Here is an 18,090-nt window from a genome sequence, read left to right as displayed (position 1 = left end):
TAAGCGGTATCATGCAGGTGAAAATTGCTCAGGTAGATAGGCCGTGAAAGAGGGGTCGCGGCCTTTTTTGAAGCACGTCAGAATAGACCAAAAATGGACAGTCAATATTATCTTCGGCAATGCAAACGTGGGCTGCTCTATAGCGGCGTGTTTTTGATCAACTGGTATTGGCGTGATGCGTATCCCTTAGGTAATAATGTCGTCTATACCTCGCTGGTAGTCGCCAGTTGCTTATTGTTTCCGTATGCTACTAAGTGTTTCGAGCAGCTTGCGCATGTTACGCGTACCTATAGCCTGTGGCATAGATGCTTTGGTGTCGAAACCCTCAGAAATAACGGATTTATTATGCTCTATCACGTTTTTTGTTTGGTCGTAGCGCTGCCAGTTGGCGGGCTGTATTTTCTCTACGCGAGCGCGAGAAAAAGCTGACTCAATAAGTCAGCTTGTTAGATTAAGGTTTGAGAGACAAAACAAAATCGTTGAATTTCTTCATTTGGTTGTCATCGATTGCAGCGCTGACTACAGCCATTAGCACGGCGAAGGCTAGGATTCCAGCAGCCCCTGCCGGCATACCGATAGTCATACTAAAGGCGGCTGCTAACAGTATTCCTGCGAGCTTCCCTGCCACGAAAGTTTCGGTTGCCAGGAAAAAAGAGTTCCAGTTATTGGTCTCGAAGCCTTCGACTGCAGCGGTATGTAAGACCTGTAAATCCATGACTAGGGCAGTAACGCCAAAACCTTTGGCAAAGCGTGCAAGGTTCTCCGACATTTGTTTCTTATCCATGGCCTTCAGCGCAGTGGCGATTGCAGCCCTATCTGCGACGCCGAACTTCTTTTGAATGCCTTCCCGGTATTGGTCGAATGCCTTGATCGCCTGAGCTGCGGACCGGATGCGTTTACCCTGAGCAGCCTGTTCCAGTTCCCGAGCTTGCGAGGCCAGTTGATTGCCGAATTTGTCTGTTACTTCGCCATAAAAGTCGACAACGAATTTGACCGCCGCCATGTGGTCGGCTTCAGCCTCAGCCTTGGCTTTCTCCTCGGCTAGACGTTTAGCTTCCGCCTCGCGTTGCTGTTGTGCTTTGACGCGTTCTTCAGCGAGGCGCTTACCCATGGACTCGATTGCAGCATCCAGCCAAAGGACCTTGTGCGCTTCAGCGTACGACAAGCCGTATTCCGTCTGAATGCGCAGTGCCATGGCCATGTAGCCACGAGGGGATCCACCTACGCTAAGTTTGGCCTGCTTGACGTTCATCGAAATCGTGAGGGGGTTGCTGCCAAAAAAAGCGTTAGCTTTTTCTAGTGCTACTGCTCGCTCGGTTGCCAAGCTTGTAATGAGTGTTTGCATCTTTCCAGCATTACTACCTGCATCTGCTGTCGTGGCACCTAGTGCAGTTAGTTGATTGCTGAGGTGCGCGTCGAGAACTTTGGAGCTCTCGGCATAAGTTGCTTTTACCTCCCGTTCAATACGGCCTATTTCCTTCGCCAAGCCTCTGTTTGCATACTGAATTTCATATTTCATATATGCCATATGCGTGGACGCCATGCCGGGCGCGAAATTGTAAGACTGGACATTGAAGCCGATGCCAAAGGGGTCATTGCCGGTGGGTGGCTGTGCACCCACAAAGGTGGCTGGAAGATTGGTTGTCATAGGGTGTCACTCCTCGCAGTGATTAATGAAGGAGCAGTTTTGCTCCGGGCCTGCCGTTCGTACGATCGGGCAGGTGGAGCAACTGTATATGCACAAATGCATTAATGCAAATAGAAATGCATTGGAGCATCTGGTCGTTCGGCAGGATCCATCGAATGTCTTGGTAGAGGAGGTCTGAAGATGCTTGTCTGCTAGCTGAAACGTGCAAGCAAGTCGCTGCGCGGCAAAAACGCATTAAAAAAAAGCCCCCGCCGGATTCCCGACGGGGGCTTTGAGCTCGCGTGACTAGAGGTCAGGTCAGAAGCTGTATTTCACATTGAACATCACGTTGCGTGGTGCCCCCCAGTACACGGAGTCATAGTTGCCCAGGCCACTGTAGTAGTGCTTGTCGAAAAGGTTGTTCACGTTAACCGTGCCTTTGAGGTCGCGTGTGAAGTCATAACCCGCATTGAGACCGACCAGCGTAAAGGCCTTCTGCTTGAATTTGGCGTTCGGGTCATCGGTGGTGTACCACTCACCCGGTTGATAGAACGTCCCGCTCTGCCATTTGAGATTGCCGCCTACCGTGACCTTGCTCCAGTCGCCCGGCAGCCTGTAGTTGGTCGCGAGTTTCAGCAGATGCTGCGGTTGGTTGGTCGCCACGCGCTCGTCGTCGCTATCATGCGACTCCGCGAAGGTGTAACCACCCATCACATTCAAGTCCTTGAGGACCTCGCCCGAGACCTCCAGCTCGACGCCGCGTGTTTTTACACCTTCTCTGGCTTCGTAGATGGACCGAAAGTTTTGCGCGTCGTAACCGACTTCTACTGCGAAGTTGTCCTGAGACAGCTGGAACACTGCCAGGCTGGCGTTGACCCGATCCTCAAGGTAAGCGCCCTTGATACCAATCTCGTAGCTCTTGCCCGTCATCGGATCAAGCGGTTTGCCCGTCGCATCGCGGTTGTATGCCTGAGGCTTGAAAACGTCGGTGTAGCTGAAGTAGACAGTGTGGTACTGATCCAGATCGTAGGTGACGCCGGCATAAGGTACGACCTCGCCAGACACCTTAGAGTCTGCTGGCAGCTTGCGATTCACGGCGTTGATCGTATCGATTTCCCAGGTGTAGTTGACCACGCGGGCGCCCACGATCAATGACAGCTCGTCAGTCGGCTTGAAGATCGATGCAGCGAAGGCAACGCTCTGGCGTGCCTTGATATCGAAGGTTGACCACCACTGGAAATTGGTCGGGTAGTCTCCGTATCCATCCCATTGGAAGACGTCCTCGACAATCGGGTTGGTTTGGCCGTCCTGGCGAACTGATTGAGATTTGGTTTCAGAATAGTTGTAGCCAACAACTGCCTCGTGGATGCGTCCACCCAGGGTGAACGGGCCTCGTGCATAAAGGTCGAGGCCTTTTTCCTTGCTGGTGGTATTGAACTTCGACGCGGTACCGAATTCCTGGTTAATCGTGCCGTCCGGGTTGATGTTGCCGCCGATGAAGCCGTGGGAGATTCTGCCGTCATCGCGGATGCCCTCAGCGCTGACGCCGGACATCAACTCACGCGAGCGATACTGGCGTCCGCTGGCCACACCTTTGAGAATCCAGTCGTTATCGAAGGTATGTGACAGTTCGACAAACGCCCGCTGAGTTTCCTGATTACGCCAGGACCAACGGTCGGCGGCGTTGAAATCGCGATCAAACTTGGCGATGCGACCGTCTTGGTAAAACCCAGGCATCGCGTTGACTGTACTGCCGTTATCGTTGTTTTTCTGAATGTCATAGCCGACCGACAGCATCGTGCTTTCGTTAAGGTCGGCCTCCAACACACCATAGAAAGTGTTTTGCTCGCCGGTCAGGTAGTTCACATAGCTGTGCTGCTTCTGGGTACCCACCACGGTGCGACCGCGAATGTTACCGCTGTCGGTAAGAGGGCCGGACAAGTCGATGTCGGCGGTGTACTTGTCCCAAGAACCGGCACCCAGGCCGACCTTGCCCTGAAACTTGTCGGTCGGGCGTTTGCGCACTAGATTGACAACGCCCGACGGATAGCCGGTGCCGTTGACCAAGCCGGTTGCGCCCTTGAGCACTTCTACCCTGTCGTAGATCAAGCTGTCGCCGATGCTGTAGTTGTCACGCAGAGAGCCGCCTTCGGAGGAGAGGCTGGGAACGCCGTCGAACTGAAAATTCTCCAGTTTGAAACCGCGCGAATAGAAGCTATAAGCCTCTGAGCTTTCTTGGTCAACAGTAATCCCCGGCGTCTGCTTGAGCACATCGGAAACACTTTGCAGGTTCTGATCATCCATCTGCTGGCGAGTGACCACACTGACCGACTGCGGCGTCTTGCGCAGGCTCAGAGGCAAGCGCGTAGCCGCTGCGGTTTCACCGGTGGTGTACGAACCTGTTCCTTCGGTGGTGATCCCTAACGCCGCCCCGGAAATGTTCGTTGCACCCAACTGCATGGCCGAATCATCCGCCGCCCGCGGAGCGCCAAGGGTGACGACGTTGCCCTGCACGCTGTAGCTGACGCCAGTGCCCTGCAGCAGTCGCGCCAGTGCTTGCTCAGGCGACAGGCGACCGGCTACTGCTGCGCTGCGGCGGCCTTGCACGGTGTCCTGGCTGAACAGGATCTGCATGTCGGTCTGCTTGCCGAAGCTGAGCAGCGCGCTACTCAGCGGCTGCGCCGGAATGTCGAAAGCCAGGTCCTGCGCCTGAGCAACCGTTGCGTAGGGCAGGGCCAGGGCCAGGCCAAGAGCGCTCATGCTCAACGATGGGCGCAAGGCATGGCGCAGAAGCAGTGCTTTTCCTAGTGGGGTGAGGCGGTGTGGTGCTGGCATTGTGTCGGCTCTTATATATGGCGTAAGTGTTAATGCGATTGCGTCTCAACTTACAATGGAACGCATGACCCGCTGAAAACCGGAAAAGTTTTTTCAGGCCGGCTCCAGATCGCTGCGGACCTTGCCCGAATCCATCCTTACCAGCTGGTCGGCCACATCGAAATAACGGTCGTCGTGGGAGATGACAATGATGGTCTTGCCCAGCCGTTTCAGGTCGGGCAGCAGCTCGGTGTAGAAGATGCGGCGGAAGGTCGGGTCCTGGTCAGCGGCCCATTCGTCGAATACCAGCACCGGCCGCTCTTCGATCCAGGCATTGACCAGCGCCAGGCGCTTGCGCTGGCCGGTGGAGAGGTCGGTGGTGGTGAAGGCGCCGTCGCGGATGCTGACCTTGTGGGCAATTTCCAGGCGTTCCAGATAACGGGCAGCGTCTGCCGGCAGGTCGCCGTCGCCCTGGACCAGGTCGTCGAACAGGTAGTAGTCGGCGAAGATGGTGGTGAACAACTGGCGATAGTCATCGCGGTTTTGTGCCGTTACCGCCTGGCCGTTCAGGCGTATTTCGCCTTGCTGCGGCTCATACAGGCCCAGCAGCAGTTTGATCAGGGTGGTCTTGCCGCAGCCGTTTTCGCCAACGATGAAGACAATGTCGCCCTGGCGGATCTTCAGATTGACCGGCCCGAGGGCAAACGGCGTAGCGCCGTCAACTACCGGGAAGGCATAGCGCACGTCGCGCAGTTCCAGCTCGTGCACCGCTTGCGCGGGCTTGGCCGGGGCGTCGAGCAGCAGATGTGGCTCCGGCGAGGAAAACGTCTCGGACAGCTCGGCAATGCGTCGGAAGGCAATTTGCGCGCGGCTGACGATCGGCAGGTTGGCAATCAACTGCTCGAGCGGGCCTTTCATGTACAGCAGCACCAACACAAAGCCACTCATCACCGCCTTGTTGCTGTCGGGCCAGTAGGCTTGCATGGCCAGCGCCAGGCCGATCACGACGAAGAACAGCATCGAGCCAAAGGTCTTGGCGACAATGAAGATGTTCACCGACTCGATCTGCTTGCGGCAGATCAGCGAAGCGCTTTCACGGATGCGCTGGGTGAACATGCGCTGGCGGCGCGGGCGGTGAATGCGCAGTTCCTTGGCGCCATCGGCAATCGCGCGGTAGTGCTTTTGCAGGTTGTCTTCTTCATCACGTGCTTCGAGAAAGCCTTTCAGGCCTTTGTTCTGGGCGACGAACTGCGCGGTGCAGCCGATGGCAATGGCCACCAGCATCATCAGGAACATCGGCCACGACAGCATGGCCAGATAGCCCAGGCAGCCGAGGGTGACGGTCAGCGAGATGGCCAGCGGGGCAAACACGAAAGCGAAGTCGCTGATGGTGTCGATGTCGTGAGTGAGCACCGGGATCAGGCGGTGGCTGCGGTAGCGTTCGATCTGCGCAATCGGTGCGCTGAGGACCTTTTCGCCAAGCTCCAGGCGCAGGCGGCGGATGATGTACTGGCCGACGCGGTTGCTGCTCATGTCCGACAGGATCGAGCAGCACAGCGCCAGCAGACACAGGCCGGCGAAGGCGGCAACGACATTGCCGGTCAAGCCAGCCTCGCTGTTGAGGGCATTGTTGATGGTGGCCAGCAACACCGTAATCGACAAGCCACCGACCATGCCCAGCACGATGGACACAGTCACGAGGGGCCAGAACGGCTTGAGCAGGCGCAGCAGGTCGGCGAAGGCGCTGCGGCTGCGTGGAGGGCTGATCATGGAAACTCCTGAGTCGAACGGCGAGAAAAAGACAGATAGCCGTGCGCGCAAGGCTGGCGTATCCCTGCAGAGAGGACGAAGCGGGAGGAGGGGGATTTAGCGAGGAGAGAGGGGAGGATGAGCTGCTCGCGCTAATGGTGGACAGAAATGTCCACCATTCGCAGAGCCGCTCAGGTTGAAGCCAATTCAGATAGCCGTTACGACTCGGTTGCGTGCTGTTTTTCACTCGCGTGCTTAGGTGCAGACTTGGTTTCCTGGACGACGATGTAAAACTCCTCGCCGTGCTTCACCGCGCCGTACAGTACTGCCTTTTCGATCAGTTCGCTGGCACGCACGTGACGCAGCATCATCGGATCCCTGCGCAGATCGCGATACAGCGCCACGCACAGCAATACCATCACGATCACAAAGGGCAGGGCCACGACGATAGTCAGGTTCTGCAGACCGGTAAGGGCCGCGCCGGGATTCGCCGGGTCGCCAATTGCGAGCATGATCGCCGCAACGGTGCCGGTCAGGCCGCCCCAGAAAATCACCGTGGACCGCGACGGTGTCGTCGTCCCGCGCTCCGACAGCGTGCCCATCACCAGCGAAGCAGCGTCCGCCCCGGACACGAAGAAAATCGCCACCAGCACCATGACCAACACCGACGTCAGGCTTGCCAGCGGGTATCCGTCCAGAAGCTGGTAAAGCGCGGTATTGCTGTTGACCACGCCGTCCACCAGCAGCAGGCTGCCCTCACGCACTGCATCGATGCTTGCACCGCCGAACAAGGTGAACCAGATCAGGCTGACCAGGCTTGGCACCAGCAGCACGCCGCTGACGAACTGGCGGATGGTACGGCCGCGACTGATGCGGGCGATGAACATGCCGACAAAAGGCGTCCAGGAAATCCACCATGCCCAGTAGAACACGGTCCAGCTGGCCAGCCAGCTGTCCATCTGCGGGCCGCCACTGGCGCTGGTACGCGCCATCATTTCCGGTAGCAACTTGATGTAGACGCCGATAGAGGTCGGCAGCAGGTTCAACATCAATAACGTCGGGCCGACCAGGAATACGAACACGGCCAAGGCAAGGGCCAGGATCATGTTGACGTTGGACAGCCACTTGATGCCTTTGCCAATCCCGGACACCGCAGAGGCAACGAAGGCGATGGTCAGCACGGTCACGATGACGAGGTAAAAGATTTTGCCAGGGTGTTCGATCCAGCCGTTGTATTCCAGGCCGCCGGCGATCTGCAGCGCCCCAAGCCCCAGTGAAGCGGCAGAGCCAAACAAGGTGGCGAAAATGGCCATCATGTCGATTACCCGCCCCAGCGGCCCGTTGGCATGCTTGCCGATCAGGGGACGAAATGCATTCGAAACCAGCTGCGAGCGGCCACGCCGAAACGTACCGTAAGCAATCGCCAGGCCTACAATCGCGTACATCGCCCACGGGTGCAGCGTCCAGTGGAACAGGGTGGTAGCCATCGCCACCTGCATCGCTTCGTTGGACTGGGGGGCCGCTGAGCCGGGAGGTGGCGTCATGTAGTGAGACAGCGGCTCAGCGACGCCGAAAAACATCAGGCCGATGCCCATGCCGGCACTGAACATCATCGCGACCCACGACACTGTGCGAAACTCGGGCACCTCGCCGTCACGCCCGAGTGGGATCCTGCCGTACCGGCTCGCCGCCAGCCAGAGCACGAAAATCACGAACAGCGTAGAGGTCAGCACGAAGAACCAGCCGAAATTGATGATGACCCAGGATTGCGCCGCTGACGCGCTGGCGGCAAGAGTCAACTGGCTGAGGAAGCCCCAGAGGATGAAGGCGATTGCGGTGATGCTGGTAATGCCGAACACGATCCAGTCGATCTTGCCTTCTAGATGCCGATCTTGCCGCGCTTCTTCTGTTTTGGAGGGGTCGGTCACGCCGAGTGCGAGGGTTTCAGCGTTGTTTTCCATTGCCATAAATTAACTACCCACCTTGAAATTTTGCAGGTCTTTGTTCTTGTTTTCTCGGTAACGCTGCAAACAGTCCGACGTCAGTGCGCACTGGAGGCCCGCCGATTATCCATTTCCTGTTCACGCCGCCTGTTCTGAGAGCGTCCATGCGCAATCCTTTTGACGACTTGCGACAACTGCGCAGGGAGAATCTGGTGCAGGGCAACGGCGGGAGAAGGACGGTCAGGCGGGCGCTTGCCCTGAGCAGAGGCGGGGGATTCAACGGGGGAGGTGGCGGGCAGCCGGTTGCTTAGCGGGTTCGGCCTGATGGCAGGCCAAACCCTTTAACGACGCAAATCAGAGGCTGCGTTCGAAGAAGTATTCGCGCTCAAGACGCAGCAAGGCGGCCTTCTTGTGCACGAACTGGATGTCTTTCAAGTGGCCGAAGCCCTGCGACTTGAGAAATTCGATCTGGCGCGTGTGATCGATGCGCGGCTCGCCAAGAATGCGCTGAGTACGCGGATCATCCAGGTACATGTAATGCATCAGCGAGTTGAACCATGCCTTGAGCTTGCCCACCCCCTGGTGCTTGCTCTCACCGACCACCACATGCCAGCCGCGGTCGTAGTCGGCCACGTCATAGAACGGCGCGATGCGGTCTTCCTTGCACCAGTACACCTCGAAGTAGGCGAACGGCTCATCGTCGAAGCAGCCGATCAGCGGATGCACGCGCGGGTCGTCGAGCATCTCGCGCAGGTAGGCGGCGTGCTCTTCGAGGCTGCCGGTCTGCTCCCAGAAGTACGCCACCTGTTCCAGGTTCATCCAGCGGTTGAAGGCTTCGAGGTCGCGGTCGGGGTCGATGGTGCGCAGGCTGAAAGTGCTGTTCAGGCCCGGCAGGTGGCGCCGATAGACTTCGCCGGCAGGGATAGGGGGGCGCTGAGGGTGGCGTTTTTCGCCGCTGAAACAGTAATGCGGGGCCGTGTGCACACTGGCCGGTGCGGTCAGCCATGCCAGCGGGTTCTGCCAGAAGGTGGCGCGTCGGCATTGCAGTTCAAGGCTGCCATCTGCACTGGGCAGCTGCGTGTCGAACACGCCCTGGCGGATTGCCGCAACGGCGAATGCCTGCGGGGCTTTGAGGTTGATGCTGAGCACGGCGGATTTTTTGCGGTAGGCAAAGTGGCTGCCGATCACTGCCAGCAAGGCGGTGGCGGGGTAGTGCGCGGGCAGCGGGCTATCGATCAGCACGCGCTCGCCGTCGAAACGGTAGCTGAGCGAGGGCAGGTCGCCGACCTGCAGCACGCCCTCGGCGGTGTCGCCGTGAGTGCTGGCGCGGCGGCCATCAGGCAAGGTCAGGCTGAACAGTGGTGCGGGCATGGCAGGGCTCCCTCGGGGCACGGGTGGGGTGGCGGTCACAGTTCGCGGGCAACGCGAAAGCTCAGCCAGTCGCCGCGGTCGGACGGGATGGTGGCGTTGCGGTTGCCGGAGCGGGAGAAGATCGGCGGCTCGATCCAGTCGTTGCCGCGCATCGACAGCACCTTGCAGCCAGGCTCGGTCCAGGCGCTGCCGTCGTTGGGTGCGCCTTCATAGCTGTCGCGGTAGCAGTCAGGGGTGAATTCGGAAACGTTGCCGTGCATGTCATAGACGCCAAAGGCGTTGGGCTTGAAACTGCCGGCCGGGGCGATATTGGCAAAGCCGTCTGCTGGGCCGTAGGTGTTGGCATTGAGGGCGATGCTGTATTCCTTGTCCGGGTCCAGCGGGAACGGGAACGGGCCTTTGCTGCCGCCGCGGGCGGCGTATTCACGCAGCGCTTCGCTGGGCATGAAGTACTGCTTGCCGGTCTTTTTCGACAGCCATTGGATGTACGCCTGGGCTTCGTTGAAGTCCAGGCACACCGCCGGGTTGCGCGCTTCGTACTTGTAGCGCGGGATGCCGGCGATGCACTGGCGGCCTTCGCGGTCATCACCGCTGGGCATGCGGTAGCCGCTGTCGCGCAGGTACACATCCCACTCGCCTTTGAGTACCTGGAAGCGGCTGATGGCGATAGGGCGCTTGAAGGTCACCTCATGCTGCGGGCCTTCATCGGGCTGGCGGCCGACTTCACCCTCGGGGGTGCCCATGCTGAAGCTGCCTGCGGGCAGTACCACCAGCTCTGGGCAGTCCTTGCAGTCACGGATCACCGTGCCGGGCGCTGCGGCCTGGGCGCCGCTGCTGAGCAGCATGCCGGCGGCGAGCGCCAGGGTCAGTCCGTGCAGGCGGGCGAGGGTAGGGCGCGAGGTGGGTTGGGACATGGCAATTCTCGTTGGCGAATACATCGGTTACACCGTTTTGCGCAGCAGGGCGACAAAGCGCTCGAGCTGGGCTTCGTCGTTGAGCAGGCCCGGCGCGGTGCGGATCACCGGGCCGACATCGCGGTACACCGCATCGACCATGGCTTTGTTTTTCTGCAGGTAGGCGGCGACCTCGTCGCAGTCGCGATCCTTGACCCGGAAGAAGCAGAAACCGGCGGAAAGCGTCGGGCTGCGGGGGGTTACCAGCTCGACCCCCCGCACCGTCGACAGTTGCTGCTTGAGGTAGCTGTTGAGTTGATGGATGCGCGCCTGGATGTCGGCCTTGCCCAATTGCAGGTGCAACTTGAAGGCTTCATCCAGCGCCCAGCGGTGCTCGAATGCGTGGTAGCCACCGGGGGTAAAGGTGGTGGCAAAGTCGGTGTCTTCGGAGAAGGTTGGCACCATTGGCGTCAGGTGTTCGACCTTGGCGCTGCGGGCGCAGACGATGCCGGTGCCACGTGGGCCGAACAACCATTTATGAGTGCCGGCGATGAAGAAGTCGCAGTCCATGCTCGGCACGTCGAGGTCTTCCACGCCAAGGCCATGCACGCCGTCGATCACATACAGGATGCGGTCCTGTTCGGCGCGGTCGCGGTTGGCCTCGCGCACCAGCGCGCCGATACGCGCAACCGGCAGTTTGACGCCGCTGCCCGACTGCACCCAGGTCATGCCCAGCACGCGTGTCTGCGGGCGGATGGCCTGGCGGATATTGCCGAGAATTTCATCTTCGCTGACCAGCACCGGGTCTTTGAACAGGGTGATGCGGCGCACCTGGGTGCCTTGCTTGCGGGTGCGCAGGTCGAGGCTGGTCTCGGCTGAATAGTGCTCGTGCACGGTGGTCAGGATCTCTTGATCCGGACGTACCTGGATGCCGCCGTAGACCATCGCCAGGCCTTCGGTGGTGCTGCCGGTGAGGGCGATCTGGGCCGGGCTCACCTTCAGGTATTCAGCGGCGGCGCGGCGGACCTGGCCCTCGCGCTTCCAGGTTTCCTGCAGGTCCCAGTCCATTGCCAAGGCCGGATTGCGGTCGATCTGTGCGCGGTAGCGGGCGATTGCCTCGCGGACTGGGCGCGGCTGCGAGGTGACCAGGAAGTTGGACAGGTGCAGGTAGCTAGGGTCCTGCTCGAACAGCTGCTGCAGGTCACGCCATTTGTCGCCGCTGGCGCTGGTCGCAGGATTTTCAGCAGCCGTGGCCAGCGCGTATTGGCCCAGCGGCAACGTGGCGGCGAGCACCCCGGCCTGCTTGAGAAAGGTCCGCCGCGGGTTCATGGCTGTGCCTCCACGACAGAGCTGGCCGATTGCAGGCTGGCGACCGGTAGCGCCGCTTTTTGCACCTGCGCCCAGACGCGCATGAAGTTGCCGCCCCAGAGCTTGGCGATATCGGCCTCTGAGTAACCGCGGGCGATCAGCTCGGCTGTGACGTTGCGGACCTCGCCGACGTTGTCCCAGCCTTGCACACCGCCGCCTTCATTGAAGTCCGAGCTGATGCCGACGTGATCGATGCCGACCTTGGCCACCGTATAGTCGATGGCCGCGACAAAATCCTGCAACGTGGCCTTGGGCTCGTCTTCGAGAATGCCGTACAGCGCGCCTGCGTACTCGCCGAAGCGCTGCTCGGGCCAGCCGGCAATGATCGGGTCGCCAGGCATCAGGGCCATGGCCAGGTCTTGCAGGGGCGGCAGGTCGAAGCGCTGGCGCAGCGCGTTGAGTTTGTCACGGGTGCCCTGGGTCAGCGGTTTGAGGTATTGCGAGAACGCTACCACCTGGACCACACCGCCACTGTCCTTGATCAGCTGCAGCTCGCGGTCGCTGAGGTTGCGCGGGATGTCCACCAACGCCCGCGGCGCTGAATGCGACGCTACCAGCGGTGCGCGGCTGAGCTGGGCGACCTGCTCCAGCGCTGGAGTCGACATCTGCGACACATCGATGATCACGCCCAGGTCATTGAGCCGCTGCACGGCCTGCTTGCCAATTGCCGACAGGCCGCCGAGGGCATTTGGGGTGTCGTTGAAAAACGGCATCGGCCGCGATGAGTCGGCCCAGGCATTGTTGCCGATATAGCTGAAGCCGAACATGCGCATGCCGCGCGCAGCCCAGGTGTCGAGCAGATCGATGTCATTACCCAGTGGGTACGCATTGAGCATGCTCAGAAAGATCACGAACTTGCCTTCACCGTGCAGACGGCGGAAGTCGTCGGGGCTGTAGGCGATGGCGACCTGATTGGGAAAGTCGCGGACCAGGCCGGTGATGATCCGGTAGCGCACTTCCTGCTGGTGGCGCGCTTCATCGACAAAGGCGGCGGTTGGCTTGTGCGGCGCATTGTCGCCGTTCCACATCTCTGGCCAGCCAAACAGGTTCAACGCGGCACCCGACAGCCGACCGCGGTTGAGCTTGACCAGATCGAACTGGCCCGCGCCGTCTTTATCGAACTCGTTGCCGGCGCTGGCGTAGTCCAGCGGCAGGCTGATATGGCTGTCAAAGGTGAGCATGTATTCATGCAGCGCGTCCGCCTGCTGGATCACCTCGGCGGGGTAGCCGCGGTTGCTCCAGTGGTCCCAGGCCAGGTAGCCGCCGCCACCCAGCGCCAGCAGCAGGGGCAGGCCCAGGTACAGCGCCTTGTTGCGCAATCGTATGTTCATTGCCATCTCGGATCAGGGTGGTAACCGGGCGTGGCTCAAGCCACACGCTATGAGGGGAAGGACGTGTGGCCACGGGGAAAAATTAATCGCCTGGCGGCAATCGGCTATGCTCAAACGAGGCGTAGGCATTTTCCGTAGGTGCTGTCGTCCTGATCTGCGAAGGTATTGGAAATCGGCAGTTACGCTTGAGCCAAGCAGGTGTTGGATGACTTGGTTTAGGCTCGCCGACAGGATCTTTCTCCCCGATCTGTAGTCTTTGTTTCATCGAGAGAATAAGGAGATGTGCATGCTTGTCCGGTCATTGACCCTCGCCACGTTGCTAGCCGTAGCTGGCCCTTTGCTTGCCGCCGACAGCGATGCGCCGTTGGCCAAGGAGCTGGGCAAGGCCAGGCCGTTGGTGGTGATTGCCCCCAGCCCAGCTGACCCGACCTTGCGCGGCCTTAACGAGGCACTGAATGAATCGGCGACCAAAAAGGCCTTTGAGGAGCGTCAGCTGGTGCTCTACAGCGTTGCTGGCCTAGCGGGTACGCGCGAAGGGAAAAACCTTGAGCAGCAGACCACCATGGCCCTGATTCGTGAACTGAAACTGGGTGCGAGCAAAGGCACCAAGGTCATTCTGGTGGGCAAGGATGGCGAGTTTCATGTGTTGAAGGATGACGACAGCGGCGAAAAGCTTGATCCGCAGGTGATCTTCAAGGCGGTGGACGAGTTGCCTGCCAGCGAGAAGGCTGCAGCGGTTGCGGCACCGGTTGCGGCAGCTGCTCCGGAGCCCAAGGGTAAGGAGGCCAAGAACGTCAAGCCTGTCAAGCCGGCCAAGCCAGCGGCGCCACCCAAGCCGCTGGAGGATTGAGCGCAAATAAAGGTATACACGCGGTACCAAGCTGTCTCACCGGACGCCAGCCGGCCGGAAAGGATTGCGTAGCGGTCCACCCGCCCGCGTGTATCACTCTGTATCCACACCTATTCCTGACCCACTCCCATACAAAAGCACCGCAGTGCCGATACATCACCGACACACCACTGCGGCTCAATGGCTCCACTACCAACCGCAAGTGGAGCACCACCATGAAACAGTCGAAAAACACCCTTGGCCTGCTTGGCGCTGCTGTCGTCGGCAGCCTGTTGCTGGGCAATAGCGCCTTCGCCGTCGAACCGATGAGCCAGGGTTATCAACTGGCCGCCGCCAAGACCGACGCGGAAGGAAAATGCGGCGAAGGCAAGTGCGGCGGCAGTGAGAAGGCTGGCAAAGCCGAAGGCAAATGCGGCGGTGAGGCCAAAGCCGGCAAGGCCGAAGGCAAGTGCGGTGAGGGCAAATGCGGTGCCAGCGAGAAACAGGCAGGCAAAGCCAAGTCCTGACCGCCAACGTCCGCAGGCCTCGATCCTCGGTATGGATCAGGCCTGCGGCACTTGCCCGGAGTACCAAGCATGAACAACCCGCATCTGCGCACCGGCCTAGGCCTCCGTCGCGGCCTGTTACCCGAATTGCTGACCATGCCCCAGGGGGCGGTAGACTTTCTCGAGTGCGCCCCGGAAAACTGGATCGGTGTCGGTGGCAGCCATGGCCGCAGCCTGGCCCAGCTGGCTGAACGCTTTGCCATCAGTTGCCATGGGCTATCGCTGTCACTCGGCGGCATCGCACCGCTGGACCGGACCCTGCTGACCAGCACCCGGCAGTTTCTGGATCGCTTTGAGGTCCGGCACTATAGCGAACACCTCAGCTATTGCAGCGATGACGGTCACCTCTACGACCTGTTACCGATACCCTTCACTGATGAAGCCGTGCGCCACGTCGCCGCGCGCATTCGTCAGGCTCAGGACCAGTTGGGCAGGCGAATCGCGGTCGAAAACATCAGCTACTACGCCGCGCCTTACCAGGCCATGAGCGAACTGGCGTTTATCCGCGCGGTACTGGACGAGGCTGACTGCGATCTGCTGCTGGATATCAACAATGTCTACGTCAATGCCTGCAATCATCGCTATGACCCCGTCGACTTTCTTCGCGGTTTGCCCCGCGAGCGGGTCACTGCCATGCACGTGGCGGGTCACTATGACGAAGCCCCCGACCTCAAGGTCGACACTCACGGCGCGCCGGTGAAAGAGCACGTCTGGGACCTGTACGCAGTGGCCTGCGAGCGCTTTGGCGTGCAGCCGACGGTTCTTGAACGCGATTTCAACTACCCGCCATTGGCCGAGCTTCTGGCCGAAACGGCGCGCATTGCAATGGCGCAACAAGCCCGCGGGAGGCGTGCAGCATGAACCTGCATCAGCAGCAATTGCAGATGGCCAACTACGTGCGCGACCCCGTGCGCAACCCGCCGCCGGCCGATATCGAGGCTCGGCGCCTGCGGGTCTATCGCGAGCTGTTCTACAACAGCATCGAAGGGCTGCTGGCAGCCAGTTTCCCGGTCATGCGAGCAACCCTGGGCGAGCTGGTCTGGCACGCGAGAGTGCGTGATTTCTATGCCGCTTACCGTAGCCAGACGCCGCTGTTTACCGAGGTCGGCGGGGCATTCATCGAGTACCTGCACGAGGCTGATCTGGACGCCCCGTGGCAACTGGAACTGGCCCATTACGAATGGATCGAAGCGCAGCTTTTCCTGAGCGCTGATGAGGCCTTCACCCAGCTGGATACAGCCGATCTGCTGGAGGGCGAGCCAACACTGTCGTGCCTGGCGCGGATCCTGGCGTACCGCTGGCCGGTCGATCGGATCGGCCCCGGCTATCAGCCTTCAGCGCCACCTGCATCGCCAACCTTGTTGCTGGTTTATCGCGATCAGCACCTGCAGGTGCGTTTCGCCCGACTCACCCCAATGGCCTACCAGTTACTGGCCGGGCTCAGCGGCAGCGGACGGCAGCGCTTGCAGGCGCTGGGCGACGAGCAGGTTCAGGCGCAGGGCTTGGCGCTGCTCGAAGACCTGCACGCGCAGCAGCTTGTCATCGCCGCAAATTACCTGGCAGGTGCCTCGGCCTGAGCCTCGGCGGATTTCTTCGCCGGCGGCTTCAACCGGGTGACTCCCAACAGCACCAGTGCCATGCCCGCCACTTGATACAGTGAAATCTGCTCACTGAGAATCGCCCACGACGCCAGCACCGTCAGTACCGGGCCGAGGTTGCCGACAGCCGCCGTCTGGGTAGGCCCCAGGCGCTGAATCGCCAGGGCCAGCCAGTAGATCGGCAGCACCGTGGAGAATACTGCCATCAGTCCGGCATTGGCCCACACCGCAGCCGGCAACTGCGCCAGCTGGCTTACATCCGCCACCAGCAGGTAGTGGGCCAGCACCATCAAACTTGAAGCCGTGCCGCACAACCCGGCCAGGCGCATAGAGCCCATGCGCTTGAGCAGCATGCCGGTGCCGCAGTAATACATCGCGTAAGTGACCGCGCTGGCGAACACCCACAACGAGCCGACAATGATCTGCTGGCCTGCGCTGGCACTGCTGACATCGTGCACGAATGCGATGCCCAGGCCGAGATAGCAAAGCCCCATCGCCGCCATCGTGCGCAAGGTGGGCCGTTCACGCAGGGCGACGGCCTGGATAAGCAGTACCAAGGTGGGGTAGGTGAACAGGATCAGCCGCTCAAGCCCCGCGCTGATGTACTGCAAGCCATAAAAGTCGAACCAGCTGGCCAGGTAGTACCCAAGCAGCCCCAACACTGCCACCCGCAGCCCATCGGCCACGGTCAACCGTTCGCCACCCTGGCGTTGGCTGAGCCACAGCAACCAGACAAACAGCGGCAGGGCCAACGCCATGCGCATCGCCAGCAGGGTGATTGCATCTACCGCAGCTGCGGCGTAGGCGAGTTTGACGAAGATCGCCTTGAAGCTGAAGCCCAGTGCCGCGAGCACTGCAAACAGGCTGCCGTTGTCGATCTGGCGTTTGAGCATGGCATGTAAGCGAGACATGGCGAATCCGGAAACAATTGGTAAGGTTTATTCTGCGCATAACGCGGCGCACTGTAGAATCGCTATTTAGCGAACAAGGCTTTCGTTTTTGGAGAAGACCTGATGCACTTCGACCTTGCTGATCTGCGCCTGATCGCGGCGATCGCCAGCAGCGGAAGCCTGAGTAAAGCCGCGGCTACCTTTCCGGTAGCCGTCTCGGCTGCCAGCAACCGCCTGCGTCTGTTCGAGCAACGCAGCGGTTTGACCTTGTTCAACCGCCGCGCCGACGGTATGCAACTGACGCCCTCCGGGCGGCTGGTGCTGGAAGCTGCCCGTGGTGTGCTCGGCGAGGCAAGCAAGCTGCAGGCGACTCTGCACGAACTGGCCGGGCAACGCCGAATCACCCTGCATCTGGCCGCGTCGACAGTGACCAACAGCACCTTGCTGCCGGCGGTGCTGGGGCCGTTCCTGGCGGACTACCCGCAGGTCGATCTGCAGTTGGTCGAGCACAAAAGCATCGATGTACTGCGCGTGGTGCTGGCCGGCGAGTGCGAAATCGGCGTGTATGACGGCAACCTGGTCAATGACGGTGTGGTGTCGCTGCCGTTTCGTACCGAACGGCTTGTGCTGCTGGTGCCCGCCGAGCATGCGCTGGCCGAGCGCGGCCCGTTGCGGCTGGTCGACGCGCTGGATTTTGCTTTTGTCTGCCTGCCGGCCGAACGCGCCATGCAACGCTTTGTCGAGGAGCTGGCGATGAACCTGGCCATGCCATTGAAGGTGCGGGTCAGGGCGCCCAGCTTCGAGGCGATAGCGCAGTTGGTCGCGCAACACGCCGGCATTGCCATCGTGCCGCAGACCGCTGCCGTGCGCGCCGAGCAGGAGTTGGCCGTGCGCTGGCTGCCACTGCAGGAGCGCTGGGCCACGCTGGAGCTCAGGGTGTGCTTTCGCAGCTGGGAAGGACTCAGCTCGCATGGACGGCTGTTGGTGAGCTTTCTGACCGGGCAGTGAGGCGCCGCACAGAGCCCCGGTCGTCAGTTGCGATCACCGAGAACGTGCTCAACGACATCGAGGGCGCGTTGCAGACCATGACCGCTCAAGGAGCTGGATGACC

13 protein-coding genes and 1 pseudogene are annotated in these 18,090 nt (G+C 60.5%); 5 read left to right on the top strand and 9 right to left on the bottom strand.

Annotated elements, in window-relative coordinates; all coding sequences use genetic code 11:
• Positions 1-451: 451 nt before the first annotated feature.
• The 8 genes from M2396_RS08200 to pvdM all read right to left on the bottom strand — a co-directional run bounded on the left by M2396_RS08200 (position 452) and on the right by pvdM (position 13,096).
• Positions 452-1,648 carry a colicin-like pore-forming protein gene (locus M2396_RS08200; protein WP_259074148.1) on the bottom strand — a complete coding sequence of 399 codons (1,197 nt, stop codon included), beginning with the start codon at positions 1,646-1,648 and terminating at the stop codon, positions 452-454.
• Positions 1,649-1,945: 297 nt separating this feature from the next.
• Positions 1,946-4,261, bottom strand: coding sequence for a TonB-dependent siderophore receptor (locus tag M2396_RS08195; protein ID WP_259074146.1), 2,316 nt, complete (start codon positions 4,259-4,261; stop codon positions 1,946-1,948).
• Between the two features lie 294 nt (positions 4,262-4,555).
• Entirely contained in the window at positions 4,556-6,211 is a 1,656-nt protein-coding gene (locus tag M2396_RS08190) for a cyclic peptide export ABC transporter (RefSeq protein WP_181108735.1), read from the bottom strand.
• A gap of 197 nt (positions 6,212-6,408) precedes the next feature.
• Positions 6,409-8,157 (bottom strand): BCCT family transporter, encoded by a 1,749-nt coding sequence (locus M2396_RS08185; RefSeq protein WP_259074144.1) that lies wholly within the window; start codon positions 8,155-8,157, stop codon positions 6,409-6,411.
• A 330-nt stretch (positions 8,158-8,487) separates the two neighbouring features.
• Positions 8,488-9,504: a GNAT family N-acetyltransferase gene (locus tag M2396_RS08180; RefSeq protein WP_101318520.1), complete on the bottom strand. Its 1,017-nt coding sequence runs from the start codon at positions 9,502-9,504 to the stop codon at positions 8,488-8,490.
• A 35-nt stretch (positions 9,505-9,539) separates the two neighbouring features.
• The gene (locus M2396_RS08175; protein ID WP_224786383.1) at positions 9,540-10,349 is read right to left on the bottom strand and encodes a formylglycine-generating enzyme family protein; all 810 of its coding nucleotides are present in this window, start codon (positions 10,347-10,349) and stop codon (positions 9,540-9,542) included.
• 96 nt (positions 10,350-10,445) lie between these two features.
• Positions 10,446-11,726: an aminotransferase class V-fold PLP-dependent enzyme gene (locus M2396_RS08170; protein ID WP_259074142.1), complete on the bottom strand. Its 1,281-nt coding sequence runs from the start codon at positions 11,724-11,726 to the stop codon at positions 10,446-10,448.
• On the bottom strand, positions 11,723-13,096 hold the full coding sequence (gene pvdM, locus M2396_RS08165; RefSeq protein WP_259074141.1) for a pyoverdine-tailoring dipeptidase-like protein PvdM: 1,374 nt from the start codon (positions 13,094-13,096) through the stop codon (positions 11,723-11,725). The genes M2396_RS08170 and pvdM overlap by 4 nt, the downstream gene beginning before the upstream one ends.
• 286 nt (positions 13,097-13,382) lie before the next feature.
• Here pvdM and M2396_RS08160 point away from each other — a divergent pair, with 286 nt between their 5' ends.
• The 4 genes and pseudogenes from M2396_RS08160 (at position 13,383) to M2396_RS08145 (ending at position 16,068) form a co-directional block, all read left to right on the top strand.
• Positions 13,383-13,946: a DUF4174 domain-containing protein gene (locus M2396_RS08160; RefSeq protein ID WP_150573501.1), complete on the top strand. Its 564-nt coding sequence runs from the start codon at positions 13,383-13,385 to the stop codon at positions 13,944-13,946.
• 215 nt (positions 13,947-14,161) lie between these two features.
• Positions 14,162-14,416: pseudogene (locus M2396_RS08155) on the top strand (hypothetical protein); the annotation flags it as partial.
• A gap of 105 nt (positions 14,417-14,521) precedes the next feature.
• Positions 14,522-15,352 (top strand): DUF692 domain-containing protein, encoded by an 831-nt coding sequence (locus M2396_RS08150; RefSeq protein WP_259074140.1) that lies wholly within the window; start codon positions 14,522-14,524, stop codon positions 15,350-15,352.
• Positions 15,349-16,068, top strand: a complete 720-nt coding sequence (locus M2396_RS08145) for a DUF2063 domain-containing protein (RefSeq protein ID WP_259074139.1) — start codon at positions 15,349-15,351, stop codon at positions 16,066-16,068. The genes M2396_RS08150 and M2396_RS08145 overlap by 4 nt, the downstream gene beginning before the upstream one ends.
• Here the strand turns inward: M2396_RS08145 and M2396_RS08140 are convergent.
• Positions 16,044-17,000, bottom strand: coding sequence for a DMT family transporter (locus M2396_RS08140; protein WP_150569561.1), 957 nt, complete (start codon positions 16,998-17,000; stop codon positions 16,044-16,046). The two genes, M2396_RS08145 and M2396_RS08140, sit on opposite strands and share 25 nt — an antisense overlap.
• A 102-nt stretch (positions 17,001-17,102) precedes the next feature.
• Here M2396_RS08140 and M2396_RS08135 point away from each other — a divergent pair, with 102 nt between their 5' ends.
• Positions 17,103-17,987: a LysR substrate-binding domain-containing protein gene (locus M2396_RS08135; RefSeq protein WP_101318535.1), complete on the top strand. Its 885-nt coding sequence runs from the start codon at positions 17,103-17,105 to the stop codon at positions 17,985-17,987.
• Positions 17,988-18,090 lie beyond the last annotated feature (103 nt).

The organism is Pseudomonas sp. BIGb0278 (assembly GCF_024809895.1).
Taxonomy (GTDB): Bacteria; Pseudomonadota; Gammaproteobacteria; order Pseudomonadales; family Pseudomonadaceae; genus Aquipseudomonas; species Aquipseudomonas shirazensis.
This window is presented reverse-complemented; position numbering and strand designations above follow the sequence as displayed.